At 69.7% G+C, this 26743-nt stretch carries 26 protein-coding genes and 7 pseudogenes; 21 read left to right on the plus strand and 12 right to left on the minus strand.

What is annotated here, in order from left to right:
- Positions 1 to 76: 76 nt before the first annotated feature.
- The 3 genes from ABZ128_RS11085 (at position 77) to ABZ128_RS11095 (ending at position 1800) form a co-directional block, all read left to right on the plus strand.
- On the plus strand, positions 77 to 460 hold the full coding sequence (locus tag ABZ128_RS11085; RefSeq protein ID WP_356847583.1) for a hypothetical protein: 384 nt from the start codon (positions 77 to 79) through the stop codon (positions 458 to 460).
- A gap of 87 nt (positions 461 to 547) precedes the next feature.
- Positions 548 to 1588: a sulfite exporter TauE/SafE family protein gene (locus ABZ128_RS11090; protein WP_356847585.1), complete on the plus strand. Its 1041-nt coding sequence runs from the start codon at positions 548 to 550 to the stop codon at positions 1586 to 1588.
- Complete coding sequence (locus tag ABZ128_RS11095; protein WP_356847586.1) at positions 1585 to 1800, plus strand: heavy metal-associated domain-containing protein; 216 nt, start codon at positions 1585 to 1587, stop codon at positions 1798 to 1800. Before ABZ128_RS11090 ends, ABZ128_RS11095 begins: the two co-directional genes overlap by 4 nt.
- Before the next feature lie 437 nt (positions 1801 to 2237).
- Here the strand turns inward: ABZ128_RS11095 and ABZ128_RS11100 are convergent, their stop codons facing one another.
- The 4 genes from ABZ128_RS11100 to ABZ128_RS11115 form a co-directional block, all read right to left on the minus strand.
- Positions 2238 to 2711, minus strand: coding sequence for an N-acetyltransferase family protein (locus ABZ128_RS11100; protein WP_356847666.1), 474 nt, complete (start codon positions 2709 to 2711; stop codon positions 2238 to 2240).
- A 16-nt stretch (positions 2712 to 2727) separates the two neighbouring features.
- Positions 2728 to 3054: a metalloregulator ArsR/SmtB family transcription factor gene (locus tag ABZ128_RS11105; protein ID WP_356847587.1), complete on the minus strand. Its 327-nt coding sequence runs from the start codon at positions 3052 to 3054 to the stop codon at positions 2728 to 2730.
- A gap of 64 nt (positions 3055 to 3118) precedes the next feature.
- Positions 3119 to 3484 carry a metalloregulator ArsR/SmtB family transcription factor gene (locus ABZ128_RS11110; RefSeq protein ID WP_356847588.1) on the minus strand — a complete coding sequence of 122 codons (366 nt, stop codon included), beginning with the start codon at positions 3482 to 3484 and terminating at the stop codon, positions 3119 to 3121.
- A 4-nt stretch (positions 3485 to 3488) separates the two neighbouring features.
- Complete coding sequence (locus ABZ128_RS11115; protein ID WP_356847589.1) at positions 3489 to 3851, minus strand: NAD(P)-binding domain-containing protein; 363 nt, start codon at positions 3849 to 3851, stop codon at positions 3489 to 3491.
- A 360-nt stretch (positions 3852 to 4211) separates the two neighbouring features.
- Between ABZ128_RS11115 and ABZ128_RS11120 the strand changes: the two genes are divergently transcribed.
- The 3 genes from ABZ128_RS11120 to ABZ128_RS11130 are packed head-to-tail and all read left to right on the plus strand — an operon-like array spanning position 4212 to position 7024.
- Positions 4212 to 4376 carry a hypothetical protein gene (locus ABZ128_RS11120; RefSeq protein ID WP_356847590.1) on the plus strand — a complete coding sequence of 55 codons (165 nt, stop codon included), beginning with the start codon at positions 4212 to 4214 and terminating at the stop codon, positions 4374 to 4376.
- 55 nt (positions 4377 to 4431) lie between these two features.
- Positions 4432 to 5796: an FAD-dependent oxidoreductase gene (locus ABZ128_RS11125; protein ID WP_356847591.1), complete on the plus strand. Its 1365-nt coding sequence runs from the start codon at positions 4432 to 4434 to the stop codon at positions 5794 to 5796.
- A 4-nt stretch (positions 5797 to 5800) separates the two neighbouring features.
- The gene (locus ABZ128_RS11130) at positions 5801 to 7024 is read left to right on the plus strand and encodes an MFS transporter (protein ID WP_356847592.1); all 1224 of its coding nucleotides are present in this window, start codon (positions 5801 to 5803) and stop codon (positions 7022 to 7024) included.
- Between the two features lie 196 nt (positions 7025 to 7220).
- Here the strand turns inward: ABZ128_RS11130 and ABZ128_RS11135 are convergent, their stop codons facing one another.
- Positions 7221 to 7865: an NAD(P)-binding domain-containing protein gene (locus ABZ128_RS11135; protein ID WP_356847594.1), complete on the minus strand. Its 645-nt coding sequence runs from the start codon at positions 7863 to 7865 to the stop codon at positions 7221 to 7223.
- A 48-nt stretch (positions 7866 to 7913) separates the two neighbouring features.
- Positions 7914 to 8726 carry an inositol monophosphatase gene (locus ABZ128_RS11140; RefSeq protein ID WP_356847595.1) on the minus strand — a complete coding sequence of 271 codons (813 nt, stop codon included), beginning with the start codon at positions 8724 to 8726 and terminating at the stop codon, positions 7914 to 7916.
- A gap of 117 nt (positions 8727 to 8843) precedes the next feature.
- On the opposite strand from ABZ128_RS11140, the gene ABZ128_RS11145 reads away from it, so the two are divergent.
- From ABZ128_RS11145 to ABZ128_RS11155, 3 genes and pseudogenes are all read left to right on the plus strand, one after another.
- Entirely contained in the window at positions 8844 to 9821 is a 978-nt protein-coding gene (locus ABZ128_RS11145; RefSeq protein ID WP_356847596.1) for a LysR family transcriptional regulator, read from the plus strand.
- Between the two features lie 412 nt (positions 9822 to 10233).
- On the plus strand, positions 10234 to 11904 hold the full coding sequence (locus ABZ128_RS11150) for a SpoIIE family protein phosphatase (RefSeq protein ID WP_356847597.1): 1671 nt from the start codon (positions 10234 to 10236) through the stop codon (positions 11902 to 11904).
- Positions 11905 to 11923: 19 nt separating this feature from the next.
- Positions 11924 to 12193 (plus strand): annotated as a pseudogene (locus tag ABZ128_RS11155) (hypothetical protein); the annotation flags it as partial.
- Between the two features lie 50 nt (positions 12194 to 12243).
- Here ABZ128_RS11155 and ABZ128_RS11160 read toward each other — a convergent pair.
- Positions 12244 to 12816, minus strand: coding sequence for a TetR/AcrR family transcriptional regulator (locus ABZ128_RS11160; protein ID WP_356847599.1), 573 nt, complete (start codon positions 12814 to 12816; stop codon positions 12244 to 12246).
- 144 nt (positions 12817 to 12960) lie between these two features.
- Between ABZ128_RS11160 and ABZ128_RS11165 the strand changes: the two genes are divergently transcribed.
- The 3 genes and pseudogenes from ABZ128_RS11165 to ABZ128_RS11175 all read left to right on the plus strand — a co-directional run.
- On the plus strand, positions 12961 to 13698 hold the full coding sequence (locus ABZ128_RS11165; RefSeq protein WP_356847601.1) for an SDR family oxidoreductase: 738 nt from the start codon (positions 12961 to 12963) through the stop codon (positions 13696 to 13698).
- 166 nt (positions 13699 to 13864) lie between these two features.
- Complete coding sequence (locus tag ABZ128_RS11170) at positions 13865 to 15115, plus strand: MFS transporter (protein WP_356847603.1); 1251 nt, start codon at positions 13865 to 13867, stop codon at positions 15113 to 15115.
- Between the two features lie 107 nt (positions 15116 to 15222).
- Positions 15223 to 15564 (plus strand): annotated as a pseudogene (locus tag ABZ128_RS11175) (recombinase family protein); the annotation flags it as partial.
- A gap of 188 nt (positions 15565 to 15752) precedes the next feature.
- Here the strand turns inward: ABZ128_RS11175 and ABZ128_RS11180 are convergent.
- Positions 15753 to 15881, minus strand: a pseudogene (locus ABZ128_RS11180) (IS30 family transposase); the annotation flags it as partial.
- A 102-nt stretch (positions 15882 to 15983) separates the two neighbouring features.
- On the opposite strand from ABZ128_RS11180, the gene ABZ128_RS11185 reads away from it, so the two are divergent.
- The 5 genes and pseudogenes from ABZ128_RS11185 to ABZ128_RS11205 all read left to right on the plus strand — a co-directional run bounded on the left by ABZ128_RS11185 (position 15984) and on the right by ABZ128_RS11205 (position 19187).
- The gene (locus ABZ128_RS11185) at positions 15984 to 16517 is read left to right on the plus strand and encodes an SMI1/KNR4 family protein (protein ID WP_356847604.1); all 534 of its coding nucleotides are present in this window, start codon (positions 15984 to 15986) and stop codon (positions 16515 to 16517) included.
- A gap of 317 nt (positions 16518 to 16834) precedes the next feature.
- Positions 16835 to 17053, plus strand: a pseudogene (locus ABZ128_RS11190) (GlsB/YeaQ/YmgE family stress response membrane protein).
- 356 nt (positions 17054 to 17409) lie between these two features.
- Positions 17410 to 17989 (plus strand): annotated as a pseudogene (locus ABZ128_RS11195) (IS5 family transposase); the annotation flags it as partial.
- A 36-nt stretch (positions 17990 to 18025) separates the two neighbouring features.
- A complete protein-coding gene (locus tag ABZ128_RS11200) occupies positions 18026 to 18175 on the plus strand; it encodes a winged helix-turn-helix domain-containing protein (protein ID WP_356847667.1) in 150 nt (49 codons plus the stop codon).
- A gap of 13 nt (positions 18176 to 18188) precedes the next feature.
- A complete protein-coding gene (locus tag ABZ128_RS11205) occupies positions 18189 to 19187 on the plus strand; it encodes an L-threonylcarbamoyladenylate synthase (RefSeq protein WP_356847605.1) in 999 nt (332 codons plus the stop codon).
- Positions 19188 to 19326: 139 nt separating this feature from the next.
- Here ABZ128_RS11205 and ABZ128_RS11210 read toward each other — a convergent pair whose 3' ends face one another.
- Positions 19327 to 19968, minus strand: a complete 642-nt coding sequence (locus tag ABZ128_RS11210) for a carbonic anhydrase (protein ID WP_356847606.1) — start codon at positions 19966 to 19968, stop codon at positions 19327 to 19329.
- 613 nt (positions 19969 to 20581) lie between these two features.
- Here ABZ128_RS11210 and ABZ128_RS11215 point away from each other — a divergent pair.
- A complete protein-coding gene (locus ABZ128_RS11215) occupies positions 20582 to 20785 on the plus strand; it encodes a cold-shock protein (RefSeq protein WP_356847608.1) in 204 nt (67 codons plus the stop codon).
- 930 nt (positions 20786 to 21715) lie between these two features.
- Here ABZ128_RS11215 and ABZ128_RS11220 read toward each other — a convergent pair.
- Positions 21716 to 22006 (minus strand): chaplin, encoded by a 291-nt coding sequence (locus ABZ128_RS11220; RefSeq protein WP_356847609.1) that lies wholly within the window; start codon positions 22004 to 22006, stop codon positions 21716 to 21718.
- A gap of 551 nt (positions 22007 to 22557) precedes the next feature.
- Between ABZ128_RS11220 and ABZ128_RS11225 the strand changes: the two genes are divergently transcribed.
- Both ABZ128_RS11225 and ABZ128_RS11230 read left to right on the plus strand, forming a co-directional pair.
- Positions 22558 to 22749, plus strand: coding sequence for a hypothetical protein (locus ABZ128_RS11225; RefSeq protein WP_356847611.1), 192 nt, complete (start codon positions 22558 to 22560; stop codon positions 22747 to 22749).
- 713 nt (positions 22750 to 23462) lie between these two features.
- Positions 23463 to 23579: pseudogene (locus ABZ128_RS11230) on the plus strand (IS5/IS1182 family transposase); the annotation flags it as partial.
- Between the two features lie 86 nt (positions 23580 to 23665).
- Here the strand turns inward: ABZ128_RS11230 and ABZ128_RS11235 are convergent.
- Entirely contained in the window at positions 23666 to 25168 is a 1503-nt protein-coding gene (locus tag ABZ128_RS11235; RefSeq protein WP_356847612.1) for a tetratricopeptide repeat protein, read from the minus strand.
- Positions 25169 to 26277: 1109 nt separating this feature from the next.
- On the opposite strand from ABZ128_RS11235, the gene ABZ128_RS11240 reads away from it, so the two are divergent.
- On the plus strand, positions 26278 to 26523 hold the full coding sequence (locus ABZ128_RS11240; protein ID WP_356847670.1) for a hypothetical protein: 246 nt from the start codon (positions 26278 to 26280) through the stop codon (positions 26521 to 26523).
- Here ABZ128_RS11240 and ABZ128_RS11245 read toward each other — a convergent pair.
- A pseudogene (locus ABZ128_RS11245) lies at positions 26476 to 26574 on the minus strand (IS5/IS1182 family transposase); the annotation flags it as partial. The gene ABZ128_RS11240 and the pseudogene ABZ128_RS11245 sit on opposite strands and share 48 nt — an antisense overlap.
- Between the last annotated feature and the right edge of the window lie 169 nt (positions 26575 to 26743).

Below are 26743 nucleotides of genomic sequence, written 5' to 3' on the forward strand. Positions count from 1 at the left end.
TGTGCGGGCGCCTCAGCCGCGGCGCGACGGCAACCTGGCGTTCGAGGCGCCGGGCCGTTCTCATAGGATCTCGGTCATGCCCTCCACCCGTCTCGTCCAGCGCGCCTCGGCTCTCACCGCCGGGGTCCTGGCGGTGGCGCTTCTGGTGTGCGGGGTCCTTTTCACCCACTCCATGCCGATGCACGGCACCGCGATGGACGCCGGCCCGGCCGCGAGCATGGTTCGGCCCGGCGAGCATGCATCCGTCGGCATGGAGGGCGACTGCCCGACGACGGCCATGCAGTGCCCGCTCGCGTCGGCCCAGGTGACGACGGCGGCCGGTCCGGTTTCGGACCTGGCGCCCGGCCCGGGGTGGGGCACCTCCGTCGCGACGACCCCCTCATCGGTGTCTGCGCGGCATCTGCTGTCCTGCCGTCCACGGGCCCCTGACCTCGACTCTCTCTGTATCAGCCGGACCTGACCGGACCCGCACCCGCGCCGCTACGGCTGCTCGGGCTGCTTCGCCGTGTCCTGATCCGCGCTATTTGCACAGAGAGCCAACCGTTTCATGGCTTCATCGACCACGTTGTTCCTCACCGGTGTGACCACCGGACTGTTCGCCGGCGGTGCCTCCTGCGCCGCCGTCCAGGGCGGACTGCTGGCCGGGGCCGTGGGCCGCCGGTCCACCGAGTGGACCAAGGAAAGGTGGGAACGCAGTGGGCTGTTCACGCCCATCGGCGCCTTCCTCGGCGCCAAACTCCTCTCCCACTCCCTCCTCGGCGCAGCCCTCGGCCTGATCGGCGCCGCCATCCAGCCCGGCCCCCGCGCCCAGGCCGTCCTCATGCTCCTGGCCGGCCTGCTCATGATTCTCTTCGCCCTGGACATGTTCGGAGTCACCGCGGTACGCCGCTTCGTCCCACGATTTCCCTCGTCCTGGGGACGCAGGGTCCGCCGCTCGGCGAAGTCGGCCGCCGTCACCACCCCGGCCGTGCTCGGCTTCCTGACCGTACTGATCCCCTGCGGGGTCACCCTCAGCGTGGAGCTGATCGCCGTCACCAGCGGCAATCCGCTCGCGGGGACGGCCGTGATGGCCGGCTTCGTCCTGGGCACGGGACCGCTCTTCGCCCTCCTGGGGTTCTTCCTGCGCTCCACCGCCCGCCTGTGGCAGGGCCGCCTCACCTTCGTCACCGCCGCCATCGTGCTGCTCGTAGCCGTCTGGACCCTCTCCTCGGGGCTCCGCCTCGGCGGCTGGTGGCCCGCCACCGCACCAGCAGCAGCAGTGGCAGCCGAGGGCCCGGCGCAGACGGTCGTCGTCCGTCCCGACGGGAGCCAGACCGTGACCCTCCAGGCCCGCACCAACTCCTACACACCCGCCGCGATCACCGCGAAGGCCGGCATCCCCACCACCCTGGTCGTGGCCACGAAGGGGACCGGCGGATGCGTCCGCGCCTTCGTCGTACCTCGGCTGGGCGTGCAGAAGATCCTGCCCGTGACCGGCCAGACCACCATCGACCTGGGATCGCCCAAACCCGGAAGCCTGGAATTCACCTGCGGCATGGGCATGTACGGCGGCCAGATCACCTTCGAGAGCGAGCACACCACCTCATGACCCACCGCATCGAGTTCCACGTGACCGGCATGCACTGCAACAGCTGCGGCCTCCTCATCGACGACGAGGTCGAGGAACTGACCGGCGTCAAGGCCAGCACGACCAGCCTGCGCACCGGCCGCACCGTCGTCGAGACCGACGGCCACGTCGATCCCGCCGACATCCTCGCCGCCATCGCCACCGCCGGGTACGAAGCCACCCCGGCCCTCTGACAGCCGTGAGTTCCCGGGTGCCGCTGAGCCCGGCGCCCGGGAACAGCGGAGGAGACAGCTGTGGCCAGGCACCCGCGACTCAACCGCACATGCCAGCGCGGACCCTGAGCAAGGACAGGCCCGCGCGACCGGACCCTGCGGTTGCCGTCCAGGCTGCGACTGCTGCTGACCACACTCCTGCAGACGCCGTGGCGTCACGGCGTTGCCTGGCTGGTCCTATGGGAGAGGGTGAGCTGGTGGCGGTGGAAGTCGAAGTGCTGGGGGCGCTTGAGATCGCCGGCGGATGTGGCCTCCAGCAATCGGCGGAACGTGCGACGGGCGCGCTCGTACTCATCCCATACGGCCCGCCGGTCCAGCTGAGCGGGGCTGACCATATGCCGCTCCTTCCGCCCGGGTCATGCTGAATACCCACAGCGCCCGCCAAGACCACCGCAACGTCAGTTCACGACGGAGCTGCGACGCTCCACGAGGACGACGTCCCGCCAACTGCCTTGGTGACGGCCGATGCGTTCACGTACGCCGACCACCCGAAACCCTGCCTTGGTATGGGCGGCCAGGCTGGCGGCGTTCTCGGGAAAGATGCCGGACTGGATGGTCCAGATGCCGGCGGACTCAGTGGAGGCGATCAGCGCCCCGAGAAGGGCTCGGGCGACGCCCCGCCCGCGCACGGCCGGGTTTACGTAGACGGAGTGCTCGACCACGCCTGCGTAAGCGCAGCGGTCGGAGACCGGGCTCGCCGCGACCCAGCCCGCCACCGCACCTGCCGCGCCCAGGGCAACGAAGCGGTGCGCGTCCAGCTTGGCCGCGTCGAACACCTCCCACTTCGGTGCCCGGGTTTCGAAGGTGGCGTTTCCCTCGTCGATGCCGGCCTGGTAGATGTCCAGGACCTGCTCGGCGTGTCCAGCCTCCATGGCCAGGATGGTCAGGTCAGCAGCCACCGGCCGGCTCCTGTTCGCCGAGGATCGCGCGTACGGCGTCGGGGAAGACGCTCTGGCAAGTGCGGTTGACCTCGTAGAAGGTGGAGGCACCTCGCTTGTCGGCCAGGACGAAGCGCACCTCGGCAAGCATTTTGAGGTGGTGCGAGACGGTCGACTGGCCGACGGCGGCCCGCTCGACGATCTCGCCCACACTCATGGGCCTGCCTTCCCGGGCGAGCAGGTGGAGCAGCCGGACCCGGGTCGGATCCGCGAGCGCCCTGAACCAGCTCGCGTAGGTGCGGGCGTCTTCCTCGGTCAGCGTCAGCTTCGCATTCATCGTTAATCGACGATAATCGATGAATGCTTTCGTGTCAGCAGCCGGGCCTGCCCCGGGCGTGACCTCAGGTGCGTGCGGCGCCAGCCAGCAGGGCGCCCATGGCGGCCAGCACGGAGGGCTCGAACCGGTAGTACACCCAGGTCCCGCGGCGCTCGGAGGACAGCAGCCCCGCTTCCTTGAGCTTCTTCAGGTGGTGGGAGACGGTCGGCTGGGAGACGCCGACGTCGGAGATGTCGCACACGCACGCTTCGCCGCCCTCGTGGGAGGCAACGGCGGAGAACAGGCGCAGGCGGACCGGATCGCCGAGGGCCTTGAACATCTTCGCCGCGACCTCGGCCTCGTCTGCGGACATGGGACGCTCATTGAGCGGGGGGCAGCACGGGGCGACGGCCTCGGACTCCAGGAGCGGCAGAACCTTCGCATTCGACATGCGTCTATGTTGACATACGTCGAAGCAAGCTGGGTAGGGCACTGAGCGGCGGCGTGCGCAGGACGCGGCCGAGCGCGGCGGCGCCCAGGCCCGTACGAGTCGGCCAGAAGTACAGGTCGCGGCCCCACAGGAGTTGGCGGGCGAACCTCACCGGCGCCCGGGTGGCCAGGGTGGTCCGGCTGGTGCGGGGGAGTTCGGCGGCGACCTGGACTGCGGAGTTGCCTGCACCCACCACCACGACCCGCTGCCCCGCGAACGCCTCGGGCCCGCGATAGTCCGCTACGTGCAGGAGGTGGCCGGTGAAGGACTCCGGCCCCGGCAGTGCCGGCCGGTAGGGATTGCCGAAACTGCCCGACGCCGCGACCACGGCCACGGCCCCGGCCCCGGCCGTCAGAACGGCCCCACCCTCCAGGCCGACACGGAACCGGCCGGCCGCCTCCGCCGCGACGCGGGCCGCGCGGCAGCCGGTGCGGATCCCCGCCGGCGGGCGGCGTACCGGTCCAGGTAGGCGACGACCTCGTCGCGGGGCGGGTAGCGGTCCGGATCTCCGCCGAAGCGGCCTGCGCGGCCGCCAGGCCGGACTGGGCGCCCCCGATGACCACCACCTCGACATGCTCCATGAACAACTCGGTGAATTCGACAAATGTCTATGTTGACGTTCATCGAAGCAGGTGCCATGCTGGCAGCGCAAGACATCGACAGCCATCGAAACACCGAGGGAGTCGTCATGACCGAGCCAGTCATCCCCGTCACCGAAGCCCCGGCCTCGTGTTGCGGCCCGGCCCCCGCCCAGGCCTCCCCGTGCTGCGGCACCAGCGAGCGGGCGGAAGAAGCCGGAGCCTGCTGCGACCCGCAGGCCCAGCGCGAAGCCGCCGCCACCGGCTGCTGCTGATACCCCAGCCCGCCCCACCTGCCCGCCTGCCGCACGAAGACCCCGGAGACACGTCATGAGCCAGACCACCACCCACCTGCCCGTCGTCGTCATCGGGGCCGGCCCCGCCGGCCTGGCCGCCGCCGCCCACCTCGAAGACCGCGGCCTGGACTTCCTCGTACTCGAAGCCGGCCCCCACGCCGGCGCCGCCACCCGCGACTGGGCTCACGTACGCCTGTTCTCGCGTTGGGGTGAGGTCGTCGATCCGGCTGCGGAGAAGCTCCTGGCCCCGACCGGGTGGGTCAAGCCGGATGCGGCCTCCTACCCGACGGGCGGGGACTGGGCCGAGCTCTACCTCCAGCCCCTCGCCGACATCCTCGGCGACCGCGTTCGCTTTGGCGCCCGCGTCACCGGCGTCTCCCGCACCGGACGCGACCGGGTCGTCGACGCCGACCGCGACGCCCAGCCCTTCGTCGTTCACATCGAGCACAGCGACGGCCGTGAGGAGCGCGTCTTCGCCCGTGCCGTGATCGACGCCTCCGGCACCTGGTCCACCCCAAGCCCGGCAGGCGGCAGCGGACTGCCCGCCCTCGGCGAGAAGGCAGCAGCCGACCGAATCGCCTACCGCGTCCCCGACCTCAAGGACCCGGCCGTCCGGGCCCGGTACGCGGGCAAGCGCACTGCGGTGATCGGCTCCGGCGCCTCCGCCTTCACCGCCCTCGCCTATCTCGCCGACCTGGCCAAGGCCGGCGACGGAACCGGCACCAAGGCGCTCTGGGTGCTGCGCCGCGGCATCTCCGGTTCCACCTTCGGCGGCGGCGAGGCCGACCAGCTGCCTGCCCGCGGCGCGCTCGGTCTCGCGGCCAAGGCCGCCGTTGACGCCGGATACGCGGACGCGGTCACCGGCTTCCGCACCGACGTCTTCGAGCGGGACGGGGACGGGCGCCTGGTCCTCGTCGGTGAGGACGGCCGCCGACTGGACGCGGTGGACGAGGTCATCGTGCTGACCGGCTTCCGCCCCGACCTCACCTTCCTGGACGAGCTGCGCCTCGGCCTCGACGAGCGCCTGCAAGCCGCGGTCGAGCTGGCGCCGCTGATCGACCCGAACCAGCACTCCTGCGGCACCGTCTACCCGCACGGCGTGAACGAGCTCTCCCACCCGGAGAAGGACGTCTACCTCGTCGGCATGAAGTCCTACGGCCGCGCCCCGACGTTCCTGGCCATGACCGGCTACGAGCAGGTCCGCTCCATCGCCGCCCACCTCGCCGGCGACCGCGAGGCCGCCGAACGCGTCGAACTCACCCTCCCGGAGACCGGCGTATGCGGTGGCGCCGGCCTCTTCGACCAGCCCGAGACCACCGAGCAGAGCGGTGCCGGCGGCTGCTGCGCGGCCCCGGCCACCCTCACCATCGGCGCACCCGCCTCCTCCGGCGGCTGCTGACCGCATGACCAACACCAAGGCCGACGTGGCCGCGACCGGGACGGGGGTCCGGTCGCGGCCACGCGCCGTCCTGCCCGCCCTCTGCGCCACGCAGATCACCAGCTGGGGCGTCCTCTACTACGCCTTCCCCGTCCTCAACCCTGCCATTACGCAGAACACCGGCTGGCCCGCGGGCGCGACCACGGCCGCGTTCTCCGCCGCGCTCATCGTCTCGGCGGTCGTCGGCATCTACGTGGGCCGCGTGCTGGACCACCGCGGCCCCCGACTCGTCATGACGGCCGGATCGGTCCTCGGCCCCACCAGCCTCCTCGTCGTGGCCGCCGCCCCCAACCTCGCTGTCTTCACCGCCGGATGGCTGCTGGCCGGGGCAGCGATGGCCGCCACCTTCTACCCGCCCGCCTTCGCCGCTCTCACCCGCTGGTGGGCCCCCGACCACATCCGCGCCCTGACCATCGTCACCCTCGCCGGCGGACTCGCCTCCACCGTCTTCGCACCCCTGACCGCTGTCCTCGCCGGCCACTACGCCTGGCGCACCACCTACGCAGTCCTCGCCGCGATCCTCGCCGCCCTGACCATCCCCACCCATGCCCTGGCCCTCCGCGCGCCCTGGCCCCCAGCCCCGGACGCCGGCCCGGGCCACCCGGCCAAGGGGCCGGAGCCGGCCATGCGCAGCCGGGCGTTCCGGATGCTCGCTGCGACCTTCACCCTCTCCGCGTTCGCGATGTACGCCGTCGTCATCGCCCTCGTCCCCCTCTTCCTCGAACGCGGCTACACCACCACCCAAGCCGCCTGGGCCCTCGGACTCGGAGGCGCCGGACAAACCCTCGGCCGCACCCTCTACGCCGCCCTCGCCCGCCACACCGGCACCATCACCCGCACCGCAACCCTCGTCGGACTCGGCGGCCTCACCACCTCAGCCCTCGCTCTCATCCCCGGACCATACGTACTCCTCGTCGTGCTGTCCGTGCTGGCAGGGATCGTCCGGGGCAACCTGACCCTCCTCCAGGCCACCGCCGTCACCGACCGCTGGGGCACCACCCACTACGGCCGGCTCTCCGGACTCCTCGGCGCACCCGCACACACCGCGGCTGCCCTCGCCCCCTTCGCCGGCACGCTCATCGCCGGCCCGCTCGGCGGCTACCCGGCATTGTTCGCCGTACTGGCCGTACTCTCAGCCGCTGCCGCCATCACGGCCTTCGGCAGCCGCCCCACAACGCAGGAGCGCTGAGCGGACCCCCTCCGTTACGCCTGCGGCAGCTGAACAGCGCCCGCTCAGCCTTCTTCCGGCCCGTCCTCACGCGAGGCATCGGGACACGCAACGGGCGCAACCCCTGGCCGGGGCCGCTGGCTTGACGTTGAACAGGTAGCGGCCCAGGAAGGCATTGGCGGCCGACTCCCGCTCCGTGGTGCCGACCCCGGCGGGGTCAGTGGGCGAGGGATACGGCGAAGGGCTGGAAGCCGCGTCGGCGCAGGATGTGGGGGACCACCAGGATCATGGCCTCGGTGGCGCGGGCCGTGGTGATGTCGCCGAGGTCCTCGATCCATGCGGGCTGCCAGCCCAGGTCGCCGAGCAGGCCGGTGACCGTCTTCTTCGCGTGTTCGTCGTCACCCGACACGTAGACGGTCGGCGGGGTGGCCAGGGTTTCGGGGGCGGTCATGACCATGAACAGCATGGTGTTGAGGGTCTTGACCACACGGGTGTCCGGGAGGACGGCCTGAAGTTGCTCGGCGAGGCTGCTGCCGGGATAGCACAGGGCGCCGGGCAGCCCGTCGTCGCCGTCGCGGGTCGCGTTGGAGACGTCGACCAGTATCTTTCCGGCGAGTTCGGCGCGCAGATCGGTGAGGCGGTCCAAGGTGCTGTCGCCGGGCGTCGCGTTGATCACGACGTCCGCGGTGCGGGCGGTGGTTCGCTGGTCGGCGAAGGAGATGCCGGGGTCGATGCCTTCGGCAGGCGCTGCTGTCTCTTCCGGGCTCCGGACGCCGAGGGTGACGTGGTGTCCGGCTGCGGAGAGCTTGCCGGCGAGGTTGGCGCCGACGCGGCCGGCGCCCAGGATGCCGATGCGGGTCATGAGGTGATGCTCCTTGCGGTGTGAGGTGGGTAGAGCGGAGGTGTCCGGTCAGGCGATCGGCGAAAGGACCTTGAGGGCGGCGGTGTGGATGCCGGGAGCCGCGGCCAGGAAGTCGCGGCTGCCCGTGTTCCAGGGCTCGCCCGCCAGGTCGGTGACGGTGCCTCCGGCCTCGGAGACCAGCAGCGCACCGGCGACCAGACCGGAGCGAACGTCGGAGAACTGCCAGAAGGCGTCCGTGCGTCCGGCCGCGACCTGGATGAGCTGCATCGTGGCGGGCACGGACACGCGCACGACCAGGCCGCCTGTGAGCATGGCGGTGACCGAGTCACCGATCCGCCGCAAGGTGCGCTCGTCCTCACCGGGCCTGGCCTGGCCGGTGCCGACGAGCGCGGCGCCCAGGTCGGCCTTGGCGGACACCTTCAGGGGCCGCTCGTTGAGGCGGGCACCGCCGCCGGCGACAGCGGTGTAGGTGTCGCCGGTCAGTGGCAGGTGGACGACGGTGAGCACCGGCTGGTTGTCGCGGACCAGGGTGGCGGTCACGGCCCAGTCCTCCATGCCGTGAACGTGGTTGATGTTGCCCTCGGCGGGGTCGACGACCCACCACTCCCCCGAGGGGAGGGCACCGCCGGCCAGCTCGTCCTCGGCCCACTGCGATCCCCGCCGGGCCTGCAGCAGCGGCTCCCGCAGCACGTTCAGCACCGCGTCGTCGTTGGCGTGGATCTCAGCGACGACCTCCTCCAGACTGACGCCCCGGGCATGCGGGGTGTGGCGGTCGCGCAGGGTGAGGCCTGCCGTCTTCACCGCGGCGGTCACCTCGGACAGGAGCGTCGTGTCGGCGGCGAAAGGCATGGCTGTGCTCATGATGGGCTCCCCTGGATTTGATGTATGCGGCGCTGCGTCTCTCGCGCCTGCACTTCGAAGGTAGGCCCCTCACCCATTAACAACAAGTGCATGCTATGCAGTTGTAGAGTTACTGCCATGCAACTGGATCTGAACCTGCTCACGGCCCTGGACGCACTCCTGGAAGAGGGCAGCGTCGCCGGCGCCGCAGCACGCCTCCATGTCACCGCACCGGCGATGAGCCGCTCTCTGGGCCGCATCCGCAAGGCCACCGGTGACCAGATCCTTGTCCGCACCGGCCGCAGCATGGTTCCCACCACCCGGGCACTGGCGATGCGCGCCCAGGTTCACGCCCTCGTACAGCAGGCCCACCACCTTCTCTCCGCGCAGCAAGAACTCGACCTGGCAGCCCTGGACCGGGTATTCACCGTGCGCTGGCACGACGCCCTGACCGCCGCCTGCGGCACCGCCCTGATCACCGCCGTCCACCGCCAGGCCCCCGGCGTCCGGCTGCGCCTGTCCGCCGAACCCGGGACGGACGACGCCGAGCTGCGCCGGGGTGAGGTCGACCTCGAATCGAGCTCCAGCGCTCCGACGCTCCCCGACATACGCCACCGCCTCGTCGGCAGCGACCGGCTGGTCATCGCCGTCCGACCAGGCCACCCCGTCACCGAAGGCCCACTGAGCATCGAGCGCTACGCGGCCGCCGAACACATCACCGTCTCGCGACGCGGAAACCTGCGCGATCCGATCGACGACGCCCTGACCACCCGCGGCCTCGAACGACGCGTCGTCGCCGCCGGACCCACCGCCGCCTTCGCACTGCAACTCGCCCTCGACACCGACCTGGTCGTCACCCTCCCGAACGCGGTCACCCGCGCAGCCCGCGAACAACTCGGCCTCGCCACTCTGCTGCCGCCCATCCCGCTGCCCGAGGTCCCCCTGTACCTCCTGTGGCACCAGCGCTACGACGACGACCGCGCCCACACCTGGCTCCGAGACCTGGCCACCGAAACCGTCCAGACACTGTTCACACCACCGACCGCCTCCGAACAGGCCCTCACGCCCGGATCGGGCAGTGACGGGTACTCCCGGGAACAGACCCAGGGAGGCTGACTCCCGTTCTCGGGAACACCGGGAGCTGCCCGTCCTCATGGCGCGTGCCTGAACGGCAACGGCGCACGGTGACCCGCACAACCGCGCCCCGCCATTCAGGGGCCGAGGCCGCTGTTCAGAGCTGGGCGCCTCATGCCCTGGCCACCCCCGGTGACGCGGTTCTTCCCTGCACCCGAGGTCAGGGGCCACCCCGTTGCTTTTCGCTCGGCGAGACTACTGGGCCCCCCACGGATGAGGGGCTTGGCGCTGCGGATGCGGTGCTCTGCGGGCAGGTCCACGATGGGATGAGCCATGACCTCGTCAGGGAATGAGGAGGATTCGGGTGGGCTTTGACCGGCTGCCGCCCAGGTGGCTCTTCTCGGGTACTCAGGATGCCTTTCTGTCCGCGGTGGCGGGGGCATCGTCGGCTGACGTGTCGGAGCAGGCTCGCGAGTACGGGATGCTCCGCAGCATCCTCGACGGTACCTCCGCAGCGGTGGCTGTCCTGGACGAAGGGTTGCGCTACCTGTATGTCAATGCCGCCATGGGCCGGATGGGCGGGGTGCCGGCGGCGGCGTTCCTGGGCCGGACCATGACCGAGGTCCTGCCGGACATCCACCGCTCCGACGAGATCCTGCGCATGGTCCTCGCAGACGGACAGCCCCGGGCGCTGGCGGTCACGGGCCGCACGCGCGCGTCTTCGCCGTTCAGGCGCAGACAGTGGAGCGCGGTCTACCACCGGCTGGAGGACAAGGGACGGGTGCTTGGCCTGTGCGGCATCGGAGTGGAGATCAGCGGGCTTCGCCAGTACATGGACGATCTGGAGAACGCCCATCAGCGGCTGGCGCTGCTGGACACCGCGGCCACCCGGGTCGGCACGACCCTCGACGTCGAGAAGACCTGCACCGAGCTGGCCGAGTTCATCGTGCCGAGCCTGGCGGACACGGCTGCCGTCTTCGTCATCGAGGACGAATCGGCCGGGGCACCGCCGCCGCCCCTGGGCATCGTACGGATACGCATGGTGGCGGCATCGGGAAGTCCCGACATCGGTCGTCACATGGAGCGGATCGGAACGATCGGAGACCACTTCGACCTCGCCCGCGGCTCGCCGACGCGACGCTCCTTCGACACCGGCCAGCCGTGGACGGCCAACCTCGCCACGGACGAGGTGCTCCGCAAGATGTTTCCGACACCCGGGCACATCGAGGCCGTGCGCGCCGCAGGAATCCACTCCTGGCTCTTCGTCCCGCTGCCGACCAGGGGGCATCCGGTCGGGGGCGTCTACCTCTCCAGGGCCGGGCAGTCGGCGCCGTTCACGGACGACGACGTGGTGGTGGCACAGGACCTCGCCGGCCGCGCTGCCGTGACCATCGACAACGCCCGCCAGTACACCCTTGAGCACACCATGGCCCTGGAACTTCAGCACGCCCTGCTGTCCGAGCCCGGAAGCCCGCATCCGGACATCGATGTGGCATCCCGTTACCTGCCCGCCGGACGTAGCGCACTGGTCGGGGGCGACTGGTTCGACTCGATCGCCCTGCCCGCGGGCCGCATACTCGTCATGGGCGACGTCATGGGCCACGGCTTCACTGCGGCCGTCGCCATGAGCCACTACCGCTCCCTGCTCCGTAGCCTGTCCTTTGCCGACACGTCGGTCGAAGGACTCCTCAGCGAGGCCGACCACCGGGTCGCCAGCATCGGACTGGACCGGTTCGCCACCTGTTTGCTGGCCCTCGTCGATCCTCATCGCGGTACCTGCACGATCTCCAGCGCGGGCCACCTGCCCCCGGCGCTGCTGCACAGGGAAGGCCGCACCGAGCTGCTTTCCGTACCGACCGGTCCGCCGCTGGGAACCGAGCTGGGCGGCTACGAGGCGCTGACCGTGCCCATCCCTCCCGGAGCGGTCCTGCTGCTGTACACCGATGGCCTGGTTGAGCAGCGCAGCTTGGACATCGACACCTCGCTCCAGCGGCTGACGGACCTGCGATTGACCGTGGACGGGCCCCTTGAGGACATCCTGGACGCCATCGTCATGCACCTGGTGTCCGGTCCTGCCGAAGACGACGTCGCGCTGCTCGCCACCCGCCTGCAGACGCCTGACTGACGGAGTTTCGGAGGTGCTGGACCGGATGGCGGCGCCGGCCCGGTACGCGCTGGGGTCGAAGGCGCCGCTGCTGGAGCGGGCGCCGGAACCGAAGCGCTCGGCGATGCTCACCGCGGTGATGCGGCACCTGGAGACCAAGGCGATCGATGAGGCCCTGGATCTGTTCCAGGTCCTCATGGCCACCCGGCTGCCGAATGTGGCGAAGCGGAAGACGGAGAAGGAACGGCTGTCCACGCTACCCGAGTTGGAGAAGGCCTCGCGCACGCTCGCACGGGCGGCGAACGTGCTGCTTTCATCGTGCGTGGGTCCGCTCCACCACCGCAGAACCTCGGGGAGTCCTCACGGGCGAACCGTGAGGCCGTCCAGGGTGAGGTCGAGCAGGCGCTCCGCTTGCCGTCGGTGTTCAGCACCCGCCGAGGTGAGGGCGATGCCTTCCAGGGCAGCGCTGATGTCGGTGGGCTGGATATCAGTGCGGATCGCCCCGGCGGCCGTGCAAGCGTCCATGAGTGAGGTAATGGCGGCCTGGATCATTTCCCGGCTGTGACCATAGGGATTGCTTCCCGTCGCGGCGATGGCGCGCAGGGCGTCGATCATGCCGTACTTGGCAGTGACGTAGTCCAGGAATAGGCGTGTCCACGCGCGCAGGGCCTCTGCTGGCGGCTTCTGCGCAAGCAGAGCGGGGGCGGCATCGCACAGGTGGGCCACCTCGTTGCGGTAGACCGCCTCGATCAGGGCCTCCCGGGTAGGGAAGTTGCGGTACAGGGTCGCACTGCCCACGCCTGCCTCCTTGGCGATGCGTTCCAGGTGCGCATCCAGCCCCTCCGTCGTGAAGACGCGTACAGCGGCCGTAAGGATCTTCTCCCTGTTCCGCCGTGCGTCAGCCCGCAGCGGCCGAAGCGTTCCGTCGGTCATCAGTGTTCGCCATCCCTCTTCGAAGCCCTCCGAACTTGCTAACCGGATACGCCCCCACTTAGGGTGAGCTAACTGGGGACACCTCCGGTTTCACTGTAGGTCACTGCACTGACCTGCGCGCCACCCCAAGAAGGGAAGCCGATCATGTCGGGCATCCAGGGAAAAGTCGTCGCGATCACAGGCGCCAGCAGCGGCATCGGTGAGGCAACCGCGGCCTACCTCGCCGAAAAGGGCGCCCAGCTCCTGCTCGGAGCCCGGCGCGAGAACCGACTGAATGCCGTCGTGGACGGCATCACGGCGAAGGGCGGCACCGCCACCGGCGTCATCGTCGACGTCACGCGCCGCGAAGACCTCCAGCGCCTGACGGACACGGCCCTCAACCAGTACGGTCGACTCGACGTCCTCGTCTCCAACGCAGGCACGATGGCCGTCTCACCGTTCGACGACCTGCGCCAAGATGACTGGGATGCCATGGTCTCCACCCACATCACCGGCCTGCTCAACGGCATCGGGGCGGCTCTGCCCATCTTCCGCCGGCAGCGCTTCGGCCAGTTCGTCAACGTCGGCTCCACTGCGGCCTATGTCGTCAAAACCCCCCAGGCGGTCTACGCAGCCACCAAAACGGCGGTGAAGGTGCTTACCGAGGGCCTACGCCAGGAGTCGGGACCCGACCTGCGCGTCACACTCGTCTCACCCGGCTTCACCAATACCGAAGGCATCGGCAAGGGAGCCAGCCCTGAAGCCGCGGCCGCGATGACCCAGCAGCGGGACGAAATCGCCATGCCGCCCTCGGCGATTGCCTCCGCCATCGGCTACGCCATCGAACAACCCGACGGCGTCGACGTCAGCGAGATAGTCGTCCGCCCCACCGTGCAAGCCTGATAGCGGCGATTCGGCCTACTCGAAACCACCCCCTTACCGTCATTCGTTTCGTTTGCCGGCACCGGCTTTCAGGGGATGGAACACGCGTCGGGGCCTGCGTCGCCGTTAGGGCACGCGATCTTCGTACGACTGCGGCGGGTTCTGCGGCGCTGTTAGCCTGCGGTCCATGATCAAGGGCGGTTTGGCAGGTCGAATAGGCCGGATGGCGGGGGACAGTGGGCCGGAGCGCGTGCTGGTCGCCGCCAGTTTCGTCAACCGGGTGGGCAATGGTCTGTTCAACGCGGCGTCGGCGCTCTATTTCACCTTGGTCGTGGGCCTGCCTGCGGTGCAGGTCGGCGCCGCGCTCACCATCGCCGGCGTGATCGGCTTGTGCGCGGGGATACCTGGGGGGCATCTCGCTGACCGGCGCGGCGCACGCGTGATCATGATGCCGGCCCTCGCGGTCCAGGCGGTATCGATGGCGGCCCTCGCCCTCGTCGAGAGCTGGGCCGCGCTCACGATCCTCGCAACGGTCGACCAGGTCGCCGCGGCGGTCGGAGGGGCGGCGTGGGGGGCTCTGGTGGCCCGGGTCGGGGGTGAGCGACCGGCCATGTTCCGGGCGAAGCTGCGCACCTTCGTCAACCTGGGCGTCGTCCTGGGAACGGTGGGTGCCGGGCTGGCGCTGGCCGCGGACACCCGCTGCGCCTACATCACGCTGATCCTCGGCAACGCGGCGAGCTTCGCCCTGTGCGCGGTGCTTCTGCTTCTGCTGCCCCGCTATCCGGTGCTGGCAGCGCCGCCGCGGCAGCGGCGCTGGCTCGTCTTCGCGGACCGTCCGTTCCTGACGTTCACCGCCCTCTACGGGGCCATGGGACTGCAGTACCCGGTGGTCTCCCTGCTCCTGCCGATCTGGATCTCCGAGCACACCGAGGCGCCGCGTTGGACGGTGGCCGCGTTGTTCGCCGTCAATTCCGCCTTCTGCGTAGTGATGCAGACCAGGATCGGCTCCCGTATCGAGACCCCGTACGACGGCGGCAGGGCGTTTCGCACCGCGGGGGTGCTCTTCCTCGTCAGCTGTCCGATGATGGCGCTGGCGGCGTACGCCCCTGTCTGGGCGGCAGCAGGACTGTTCCTGGCGGCGATCTTCGTCCATAGCCTGGGAGAGGTCTGGGAGTCCTCGGCGGGCTTCGCCCTTGGTTTCGGTCTTGCCCCCGACCATGCCCAGGGCCAGTACCAAGGTGTCCTCGGCCTCGGCTTCAACGCGGGCCAGGCTCTTGCCCCCGCGATCCTTACCACGGTGGTGCTTGGCCATGGCACGGCGGGCTGGCTGCTGCTGGCGTTGTTCTTCGCGGCGCTGGGTGCTACCGGCCCATCCCTTGCCCGCTGGGGCATGCGGACCCGGCTGCGGCCGGGCGTTGCTGCGGAAGCGACGAGATGACCACGGAGCAGGGCCAGGAGCCTTCCGCGTGGCATGGAACAGTGCGTGTGCATCGCGTGGCCGCTGGAGAAGCGACATGACTTCGCAAAAGGCCTCTCGAAAACGGCGTGTTGTGCGAGGTACTTCTGCGAGGCTGCCGCCATGGATCTCACGCCCGATCAGGCAGCTTGGCGGTAGAGCGTCACGACTGCCCGAACTGTGATGCGCCCGCTGGAAGCGCCTGCCGCACCCGGGGCGGGAAGACCGCCGCGAAGTACCAGACCCGCGCTACGTCCTCGTCCCCGCGCTCCGCACCGAGCCGGAGGATCGGGTACGCCCGTACCTCGACTGCCCGTCAGGAGCTGACGAGCCAGCTCGAAGCCCTCCACCGCGCAGAGTGCCACAGGGTCTTCCAGGAGCAGATCAGAACCCGTGTCAAGGTGCGGCCCGGGCTGGAGAAGGCGCTCGCGCTGGCCCGCCAGTTCAAGGAAGCCGCACCCGTTCATCGACGTTCACGCGGCCTCCCGGCTGCGTACGACCGCCGGTTCGATGACCCCCATGACCGTCTCACCGGCGCGGGCTGGTACGACGACGAGGAGTTCGTCGCCTACGGCCTCGACGACACGGACATCACCGACCTCTCGGCTTTGATGCCGTCCGGTAGCGCGACGAGGGTGGTGAAGCGGCTGGTCCGCTCGACCAGGGTGGCCATCGCCGAGGGCCGTGTGCCCATCACCAGGTCGCGTTCCCAGTGGCCGGTCACCTTGCGGTCCTCGACTTCGGCCGGCGCATGGGCCGGCCCGTTCGAAGCTGCTGTGTGAGGGCGCGGTCGATCGCCTCGTGCGAGCCTCGCTGTCCAACTCATTGATCCCCAGAACAGGACCCCGCCATGACCAACGCCCTCACACGTCTCTTCGGAATCGCCCCAGCGCCGAGCGAGCCCCGCCAGAAAGATTGGGGCGAGGTCGAGCGCACCCTCGGGGTCGAGCTTCCCGCCGACTACAAGGAGCTCATCCACGCCTACGGAGGAAGTGACTGGGACGACTACCTGTACGTCCTAGAGCCCGGCTGCCAAAACGAAAATTACGACCTCGTCGAATGGGCGCAGAACCAGGCCGAAGACCTGGAAGACCTGTGGCAGTTCGAGAAGAAGCCAGCGGAACTGGAGGCCGAGGGGACCCGCGTCATCCCCTGGGCGACCACGGACAACGGAGAATGCCTCTACTGGCTTGTGCGACCAGGCCTTGCACCAGACCAATGGACCGTCATGGTGAACGAGGCGCGCGGCGACCGATGGGAACACTTCCCCGTATCCTGCACGCAATTCATCGCGTCTTGCCTCGACGGAGAGCTGCGCTCGAACATCCTCTCGTCCCTGTTCCCCCGCGCTGCACATGAGTTCCGCCAGCTCGGTAGAGCGTGACGATATGCCCGTGTGCGTTGCTTCGAGTGGGTTTGTTTACAAGACAAGCGCGATTCCGTCACCTCTCCACTCGGAGCAGCAGCTGAAAGTAGGGAGGAGCCGACGCGAGCACCCCGCCGGTGCCGACTTTCAAAGGCGCATCGCAGCCACCGTCGAGGGGGGAGGTGGGGTGCTCGGGGCCGCCGCGGGTGAAGCTCGGTGCCTGACCAGTTCCCTGGGGGCTGCCCCACCAAGGCTTCCGTGAGCGCAACCTTGCCCCGTGTCCGGCCATCGCGGACAGAAGGACCAGTAGACGGGGCATCATTGCCAAGGCACTGATGCCGGGCAAGGACCCTGGCGGCATCATCATCACCATCCTCGTCGGCATCGCGGGCGGCCTTCTCGGCGGCTGACTCGGCAAGGTCATCTTCGGCGTCGATTCCATCGACGGCTTCTTCGACCTCTCCACGTGGATTGCCGCCATCATCGGCTCCGTCATTCTTCTCGCCGTCTACCGTCTGGTCACCGGCAACAGGCGCCACCACAGCCACGCCTGAATGACGCATCCACCTGAGACGGAAACGGCTCCCCTCCTCCAGGGCGGAGCCGTTTCGTCAACCCGCCGCCGCAGGCGTGCTCCGGGGGCGCCGAGGCGGGAATGACGGTCGCGACTGGGGCACCGATGCCGACGACTGAGGTCGAGTCCGGGGCATGCGGTCGAGTCCGGGGCATGCGGCAGGGGGCCGGCGACGGTGCGCCCAGAAGCGGAGCGTCCCGGACGACACAATCGTGTTGGCGGACGTCGGACGATGGCGCCCACCATGGGTGTGGTGGCTTGTCCCCGCCTGCCGTAACGAGGCGTGTTCTACGGTCGTACGGATCCTGTGGCGGCTGTGGGCGTTGCGGCAGGTGGCGGGATCACCGGCAGGTGACCGACGGGATTCTGCACCGGGTGCGGACCGGCGTTCAGTGGCGTGACCTTCCCGAACGGTTCGGTCCGTGGAAGACCGTCTACGAAAGCCACCGGCTGTGGTCGGCCGACGGGACGTGGAGCGTCTGCTCCAGCAGGTCCAGGCAGCAGCCGACGCGGCGGGTGAGATCGACTGGGATATCTCGGTCGACTCCACCAGCGTCCGTGCTCACCAGCATGCGGCCGGCGCCCGCACAGATCCGCCTCCGGCGCCTGGCTCAAAGGGGGCCGAACCGCCGGAACGCCAGGGCGAAACCGCGTGGCAGAGCCTCGTCGCCCGCCCGGGGGAGGTGGTGCTGGAGGTGCGGGCCTGGGCCGCTCGCGCGGCGGCTTCACCACCAAGCTCCACCTGAGCACCGACGGCCGCTGCCGCCCGCTGGCCTGATCGTCACACCAGGTCAGCGGGCGGGCCGCACCCAGTTCAAGCCGGTGCTCGATCGAGAAGATCCGCATCCGGCGGACAGGCCCGGGCAGACCCCGCAAGAAGCCGGACAGCCTGGCGGCGGACAAGTGTGCGACATCCCCGACGTGGTGTCTCGCAGCCGACCGTCTGCTGAACCTGCTCGCCCGGGAAGGCAGGCCCATGAGTGTGGGCGAGATCGTCGAGCGGGCCGCCGTCGGCCAGTCGACCGTCTCGCACCACCTCAAGATGCGTTCGGGCTCACGCGCCGGCTCCCCGTCTTCGGAATGTGGAGAGTCGGATCAGTGAGAGGATTGCGCGGGTGACGGCAAGAACCAGTGACATCGAAAAGGCAGCCGGTGTGCTGCGCGCCGGAGGCCTGGTGGCCTTCCCGACCGAAACCGTCTACGGCCTGGGCGCCAACGCGGAGGACCCCACCGCCGTTGCGCGTACCTTCCAGGTCAAGGGGCGACCGCCCTCCCACCCGCTGATCGTCCACATCGGTGGCGCGGAGCAGCTGGGCGACTGGGTCGAGGACGTGCCCCCGACGGCGCGCCTGCTGGCCGAACGCTTCTGGCCGGGGCCGCTGACGCTGGTCCTGCGGCGCAGTCGCCGGGTGCCCCTCGAAGCGACGGGTGGCCTGGAAACGGTGGCCGTGCGCGTGCCCGACCACCCCGTCGCACTCGCGCTGCTGTCGGCCTTCGGCGGCGGTGTGACGGCCCCGTCCGCCAACCGCTTCGGCTCGGTCAGCCCCACAACGGCGGACCACGTCCGTACCGAGCTGGGCGATGCCGTCGACTTCGTGCTGGACGGCGGGCCCTGCGAGGTAGGCGTCGAGTCGACCATCATCGACCTCACGGGCGATGCCCCGAGCGTCCTTCGGCCCGGCGGGGTGACACGCGAGGACCTCGAAGCGGTGCTGGGGTACCCGCTTGCGGTCCCTACGGCGAGCCGCGTCCGGGTGCCGGGCCAGCATCCGTCCCACTACGCGCCGCGGGCGCGGGTGGTCCTCGTCGAGCCCGAGAAGGTCGTCGCCGAAGCGCAGCTCGCGCAGGAGCTGGGGCACCAGGTCGGCGTCTTCCTCCCTGCCTCCTTCGCCGGCGCCCCGGTGAAGGCGCACGCCGTGGTGGCGGTCCCCGGTTCGATGGCCGCCTATGCACGCGGGCTGTACGGGTTCCTGCGCGATCTCGACCAGCAAGGCTGCGACCTCATCATCGCGTCCCTGCCGGTGGAGGAGGGGCTGGGACTCGCGATCGCCAACCGGCTCCGCCGCGCCGCCGGACCCCGGCCCTCCTCCACCGGCCACGCCCCTGGACAGTGATCACGGTTCCCCACCTGTCGCAGCCCTCGCACTCCGCGGCAAGAGCCGGGTCGGCACGAGGTACGGGACAGGCAGCATGACAGGCTCCGCGGGCCATACGCGGCATGACGTGGCTGCGCAACGGCCGGCGGAGCGCCCGTCATGATGCGGAGTCGACGGTGACGTCCAGGCCGCGGGTGGTGACCAGGTGGGCGCTGCCGTCGGCCAGCCGGTAGGACAGGCCCACCACGGCGGTCTTTCCGGCCTTCACCTGTTCGGCGAGCACCCGTGAGCGGTCCAGCAGCAGGTCGACGGTGTGCCGGGTGTGCTCGGCGATGATGTCGCTGTCCTGGGTGAGGCCGGCGGAGCGGGCGGCCAGCACGCTGGGGGTGACCCGCTCGATCACGTCCCGTACATACCCCGGCGCGGCCACCCCGTCCTCTATGGCAGTGCGGGTGGCCGCGACCGCCCCGCATGAGTCGTGGCCCAGAACGACCACCAGGGGGCAGTTCAGGACGCTCGCCCCGTACTCGATGCTGCCCAGTACCTCTGGCCCGGTCACGTGGCCCGCGGTGCGGACGACGAACAGGTCGCCGAGCCCCTGGTCGAAGATGATCTCGGCGGCCAGGCGGGAGTCGGCACAGCCGAAAAGCACCGCGAAGGGGTTCTGGGCCGGTGCGACTTCGGAGCGGCGTGCGGCGTCCTGATTGGGGTGTTCCGGTGTTCCTGAAACGAATCGCTGGTTGCCGGCCAGGAGCATCTCGAAGGCTTCCCGGGGAGTCGGCGTCGAGGTATCAGTCATGGCCGCAGACTACGACCAGGCCCAGGTCACCGCGCCATGAGGGGTGGGCCCCGCCGCTGGCCATCGGCAGTCCCAGACGCCGGGCGAGGGCGGCCTCAGCCCGGACCCTCAACGCGCGGCGGGGCAACTCACCCCCGTGCAGCTCTAGGCGATGCACGTTGATCCGCTCCACAGCGGACCTCCTCGCTGATCAGCCCCCATCCGACCAACGACCACCGCCCCAGCGAGGGTGCGAGCCCTGCCACTCGAAGGTAGGACACGCTTCCGGCGCACACCGGCTGACCTTCAGGGCGTCAAGATCACCCGCTGACCGGAGGGTGGCGGGTGTCATTCTCGGGGCGTGGGCCGAAACGGCTCCTCGCCGCCGTAACCACTTGGGTGGGGATGCAGCGGACCGGCGGTCAGCGGGAACGTGGTGAGCCCGTGGTGGCGATGTATGGATTGCTGCTCTCTGGTGATAGACCGTTGCAACATGTAGCGTCCAGCTCAGATGTCGTGGTTCGCAGTCCCTGCTCGCGCCCTGGCGTGGGCGTTTTGCTGTGCAGTGCAGGACCAGGGCGATCACCTCCGGGTCCGCGCGGTGCGGATCCGACATCGACTGAGAGGCACGAGCATGGCCAGCGGAACCGTGAAGTGGTTCAACTCCGAAAAGGGCTTCGGCTTCATCCAGCAGGATGGCGGCGGCCCGGACGTCTTCGCCCACTACTCCAACATCAACTCCAGCGGCTACCGCGAACTCCAGGAAGGTCAGGCCGTGACCTTCGACATCACGCAGGGCCAGAAGGGCCCCCAGGCGGAGAACATCACCGCCGCCTGACCCGCGCAGCGGTATCCACCCGCCCCGGAGCACGGGCTCTCCGGGGCGGGACGGATCGACACCACGCCTCAGACAAGGGCTCGCTCATCCCGGAAACAACGTAGGGACGACTGACGCGTTGCTGATGCCCCAGCGACTGCCCGAGCAGACTGGCCAGCAATGCGGAGCGGAGGCGACACCGAATGATCCCGATGCCGCCGCAGCGCACGAGGGGGCCGGGTGTCCTCGGGGCCCCCGGCCCGGGCACCGACAGCCTCTTTGGCGACTGGACCGGCCCGGCCGAGGACGGCCCGCACCCCAGGCGCGCACAATTGCCACGGCCGGGGACCGCCTCACGGTGACCTGGCACTGCTTGTCCTGCCCGCACTACGCAGCCGACCGCGTCCTGGCGGAAGAAGAGGAATGAAGCCCCTGGCCGGCCCGGTCGGCGCAACCCCGGGGCAGCCGCCGAGAATGGACCCACGGGCCGGAGCACATTGTGCAGGCGGTCGGTGGCAGTGACGACGCCCGTATCGGCCTTCTGCTGGCCGACCTGGCCGGCGTGGCGGACACGGCGGCTCTGCTGTACCTGCGCGAGCGACTGCCCGCGGTGAACGAGACCGGTGCGCCCTATGCCCCGCAGGAACAGGTCGCGCTCACCAGGTGCCGCGGGGCGAAGGAAATCGGGGGCCGGGGCTCTTCGCGGCCTTGGCTGAGCCGCGCTCGACGGCGTCATAGATCAGTGTGTCCGCCGTACGCGAGACGGGTTGCAGCGGAATCTCCTCCTCTGTGCTCTGGCTGCGCCGCGCTGGATCTCGTTCATGCGATCGGCCTCCCCCTGGAGGAGTGGGGGAGGCCGTCTTGTTTCAGTGCTGTGCGCTGCGGCTGGTTCGGAGCGCGGCGCCGGCTGCGACGGCGGGATCAGCGCGCCGAGGCCAGGACCTGGTGTTGTCAGGACTCGCCGTGGTGGTCAGCCTTGTGGTAGCCGTCCTTGAGGTCGCCGCCATCGTTGATGCACACGTTGCCGAAGGCGGGGTTGAGGAAGCCGACGACGTTGACGGTGTTGCCGCAGATGTTGATCGGGATGTGGATGGGCACCTGGACGAGGTTGCCGGACAGGACACCGGGGGAGCCGACGGCGGCGCCCTCCGCCACGGCGTCGGCGGCGGCCATGCCGGCCCCGCCTGCCAGGACAGCACCAACAGCGGCGGTAACGGCTACGGCCTTGGCGATACGCGACATCAAAATCTCCTTGAACTCACACCTGCCGCAGGGAGTACGGCATGGACGACGTCCCCCACAACGGCCCGAGCCGCCCGCCGGTCACGGGCGATGGGCCGAACCGGTGAGTAGGCCGTGCCGGCGAAGAATGAGGGGCGGCCGCGGAAGGCAGGCGCCTTTCCCCGTCGGCCCACCCCAGGGATGGGGAGGGGAACCTCCCCGAGGCCCGGATGTCGCCGCTCACCCAGGCGGCGCGGTGTGCGCATCGTGGTGGGACGTCCGGTCGAAAACGTCGAGGCGGTGTCCCAAGGGCAGCACGGCGAGGACTTCGTGGCGGTCCGGGGGGCGTGGGGTGGGCGGCCGGCATGGGGCGGAGCTGGAGGCGGCCCGGGGCCGACGACGTGAACGAGGCGGACGGTCCTGCCGAAATCCCGCCCCGGCCGGGAGAGGAGCCACCCACCGAGCCTTGCCCCCGGGAAAGCCTGACACACCCTGCGTGCGGGCCTGAGCGAAATGCGGGAGCCTCTTGATGGGAGGGAATCGCTGTCCGTGCGCCGAAGGGAGTCACCGTCATGGCCGGTAGGCAGAGCAGGCGCGAGAGGCGGGGCAAGGGCGGCCGGGAGCAGGAGCACCTGGGGCACCCCGGCCCCGCCCCCTTGCACCCCGGCCAGCCGTCGCGCGAGCCGGGTGTCGAGGGGTCCTCCCCTCGCCCCGAGGACGACAAGATGCGCGATGAGGAAGACCTGCGCGACGAGGAGCTGTGAAGGCGGCGCACCCCCTGCCCGTCGCACCGCCTGCCGGCGTTCCCTGGGAACACAGAAGGGCGGCGAGGGAAGCGCCGGGGGCGGACGACACATTCGAAATCACGGTCCGCGGCTGCGGGCCCGACGCGCGCGAGCGGCCCTGGCCGGGGAGCTGGACGTCGCCACCGCCCCGGACCTGGCGCTGTCCTCCACCAGGCCCTGACCGGCTATCGGCAGAGTCCAGCGCCACTTGGTCGATGTAGGGGATGGGCCGCCCGGTCTCGGAGGGTTTGAGCGGGCCGGTGTGTCCGCCTGGGTGCAAAAGGGGATGCCGAGTTCCACGCAGGCCGCGTACAGCGGGTAGTGCAACCGGTCGGTCGGCGGAAGCTCCACAGCCAGGGCACTACCCGCAGCGCGACGAACCCCAGCTCCTCGACCGCTCGCCGCAGCTCCCGCACTGCCTGCACCGGCCGGGTCAGGTCGGCGCCGGCCACTCCACGCAGCTGGCCACCCGCTTCAGCGACGAACCCGGCCACTTCGTCGTAGCCGCGGACAGGCCGACCTCGACATGAGCGGCTTCCAAAGCGGACACCGTGACCTGGTACGGGCCCCACGGAGCGCTGATCAGCAAGCGTGCTGGTCACGACGACACGGTTAAGCGGTTGCTTACCGGGAGCCCTGTGATGGTCGGCGACAGTCTGACGGCGGCGGTCACTGTGGGCGCGGCCCACTTGAGGTGCATCAACAAGCTGAAGCAGTGGCGCGGCCCGGCCACCAGATACGACAAGACCACCACCATCTACCTCGCCGGACCCCGCCTCGCCGCCATCTTCATCTGGTCAGTGAGGTGATACGAAGGAAACGGCCTGAGCGAACGGCATCCTCGCGCCCAGTCGATGCAGCCACGCGGAGGAATGGCGAACAACTTCCGGCGCAATTACGTGATTCGCGCTTGTTCCAGGTTTGCCCGCACCAGAGCAATCGTCGGATGTCCCGGGGGCAGTAGCCGCTCACAGTCCTCCAAAGTGCGCTCGTACAGTTGCATCGCCCGGGCACGGTCCCCTGCCGCCTCGTGCATGCATGCGAGGTTGTTACGGGAGGTCAACGTGTTTGGGTGATCGTTGCCCAGCAGCCGCTCACAGTCGTCCAGGGCGCGCTCGTACAGCGGCATTGCCCGGCCCGTATCACCCACGGCGTGATAGGCGCCCGCGAGCTTGCTGCGGGCGATCAGCGTGTTGAGGTGATCGTTGCCAAGTAGCCGCTCACAGTCCTTCAAGGCGCGCTCGTACATGGGAATTGCACGGCCCAGATCACCAGCCGCCTGGTATGCACGAGCGAGGTTGTTGCGGGCGGCCAGCGTATGGGAGTGATCGTTGCCCAGCAGCCGCTCACAGTCCTTTAGGGCGTGCTCGTGCATGGGAATTGCACGGCCCCAATCACCTGCCTCGTGGTATGCGCCGGCGAGGTTGTTGCGGGCGGTCAGCGTGTCGCGGTGGTCGTTGCCCAGCAGTCGTTCCCGGTCGTGGAGGTTCCGCTCGAACAAGGGCATTGCCTGGCCCAGATCACCCGCGGACTGGTACGCGCTCGCGAGGTAGCCGCGGGCGGTCAGCGTGTCGGGGTGGTCGTTGCCCAGGAGCCGCTCACAGTCCGCCCGGATGCGCTCAAACAGCGGCATTGCCTGGCCCAGATCACCCGCCGCCTGGTACGCGCTGGCGAGGTTGTTGCGGGCGGTCAGCGTGTCGGGGTGGTCGTTGCCCAGGAGCCGCTCACAGTCCGCCCGGATGCGCTCAAACAGCGGCATTGCCTGGCCCAGATCACCCGCCGCCTGGTACGCGCCCGCGAGCTTGTTGCGGGCGCGCAATGTTTGGGGGTTGTCCTCGCCCAGCAGCTGCTCTCGGTCGTGGAGGCCGCGCTCGTACAGCGGCACCGTCCGGGCCAGATCGCCCAGCGCGCGATATGCGTCCGCGAGGTCGTTGCGGGCGGCCAGCGTATGGGGGTGGTCGCTGCCCAGCAGGCGTTCACAGTCCTCCAACGCGCGCTCGGCCAGCGGCATCGCTCGGCCTGGATCACTGGCGGCCACATACGCGCCCGCTAGGTTGCTGCGGGCTGCCAGGGTGTCCGGGTGGTCGTTGCCCAGCACGCGTTCACAGTCCTCCAACGCGCGCTGGTACAACGGCACCGCCCGGCCCAGATCACCTGCTGCCCGATATGCTCCCGCGAGGTTGTTGCGGGAGGCCAGCGTGTTGGGGTGGTCGTTGCCCAGCAGGCGTTCACAGTCCTCCAGGGCGCGCTCGGCCAGCGGCACCGCCCGGCCCAGATCACCTGCTGCCCGATATACGCCCGCGAGGTTGCCGCGAGATGCCAGCGTGGCTGGATGATCGTCGCCCAGCAGCCTCTCCCACGTGGCGAGGGCGCGTTGGTAAGCTGCTGGACCGTGCACTGCGCGCCGTCCTGAAGCCGGGTGAACTCCTACTGCTCTCCGAGTTCATGCAGGGGCTCCACGCCGATCGGATCGCCCGCAGGCACGGTCTCCAGACTCTCGTTGTGGAGAGCGCCTTGCTGCGCTTACCCAGCCGTCGACCGGTCGCAGTCGCCAGTTCTGCTCGAACGCGTGCCGACAGGCCGCCTACCGCGCCCGCCGTGCAAAGCAACTCCCCGTCTCCCAGGAGGGCCGTGCGGGCCAACCGCTCAGCATGGGGCGAGGGTTTCGACCGCGCGAGATCTCACCCGAGCTGCCAGCTCCTCGTCAGGCCCAGGCAGAGGGAGGGTTTCGTAGGTACGTGGAGGCGGCGGTGGCGGCCCGAATCGGCAGAAGCCCAGGCCTCCCGCCCCGTCCCCAGGCCGTCAGTGTCAGCCGGGCCTTCTGGCTGCTGCCTGCAGCGTTCGCAGGGCAGATCGGAGGAGGCAAGTCAGTTCTGCCCAGCCTGCTGGTTGTCGATGGTGCCCACTGTCGGGCAGCCCTTCGTAACCTGGCCATCCCTCGTCCTCCAGCACCGCAGTTCACACTGAGGCCCAATGTGACCCTGACGAGCCCGTTGTACACGCTGCTTCCGGGGGCGGACGGGAGTGCGGAGCCGTGCGATGTGGTGCCCTTCCCGCACACGCTTCTCCGACACCAACTGGGCCGAACCGCCGCCCCAACGACAGGACCCATCCGCGCCCAGCGAAAAATGGGTGGCGGCGTGCCTCGGCGGGTGGGGGCCGCGTGCCGGCGCGGCTGACCTTGGCGCGGCCTGGTGGCCGGGCTGGGCAGCCGCGGTCACTGGCCTGTCCGGTCAATTTTGAACGTGCGGGTCGAACAGGGTTCCTGGTGGAGTGATCTTCCGGCTCTACGCGCATGAGGGCACGGCCTCTCGGTAGCTCGGGGATGCGAATCTGACCGCGCAGTACCAGGAGGCCCTGTTGTCACATGTGTACGCGGTTGCGCCTGTCGACTTCAACTCGCCCCCTGGTCGTGCGATTGCTCGCGCATGTGTACGGCAACACTGCCGATCAACCCGGGCCGGCCCCGCCGGTATCCGTCGGACATGACGGACGCGGAATGGGGGGATGCGGTTCTTGCTGCCCACGCCGGCCTGGCTGGAAGGCCGGGGCGGGCAGCCCGAGGTCTACTGCCACCGCCAGATGCTCGACACGATCTGCTACCTGGTCCGCGGGCGGGATTTCCTGGTGGGCGATGCCCGCGGTTTCCCCGACGGGGCCCGGGTCTATGCCTTCTTCCGCCGCCGGCGCGAGAACGGGCTGGTCCTGCCTGTGCCCCCGCCACCTGCCACAACGTCCGTTGCTGAGCGGTAGGAACGGCCGCAGCCGTTCCCACTCGGCGTCCGTTAGAACTCCCCGCCCCATGTCCAAATCAACGACCAGTACGCGATGCGGTCATATGATCGGCCGGACAAGTCCTTAAGTCGCTCTCGCGCCAATCGGCGTCGACATTCGGCCAACAGGGCTCGGCGACTGCCGCATGAGCCCCCTTCAAGAGCAGCCTGATACAGGCATCACATCACAACAGGGGGAA

It is taken from the genome of Streptomyces sp. NPDC006326, assembly GCF_040612915.1.
In the GTDB taxonomy this organism is placed as follows: Bacteria; Actinomycetota; Actinomycetes; order Streptomycetales; family Streptomycetaceae; genus Streptomyces.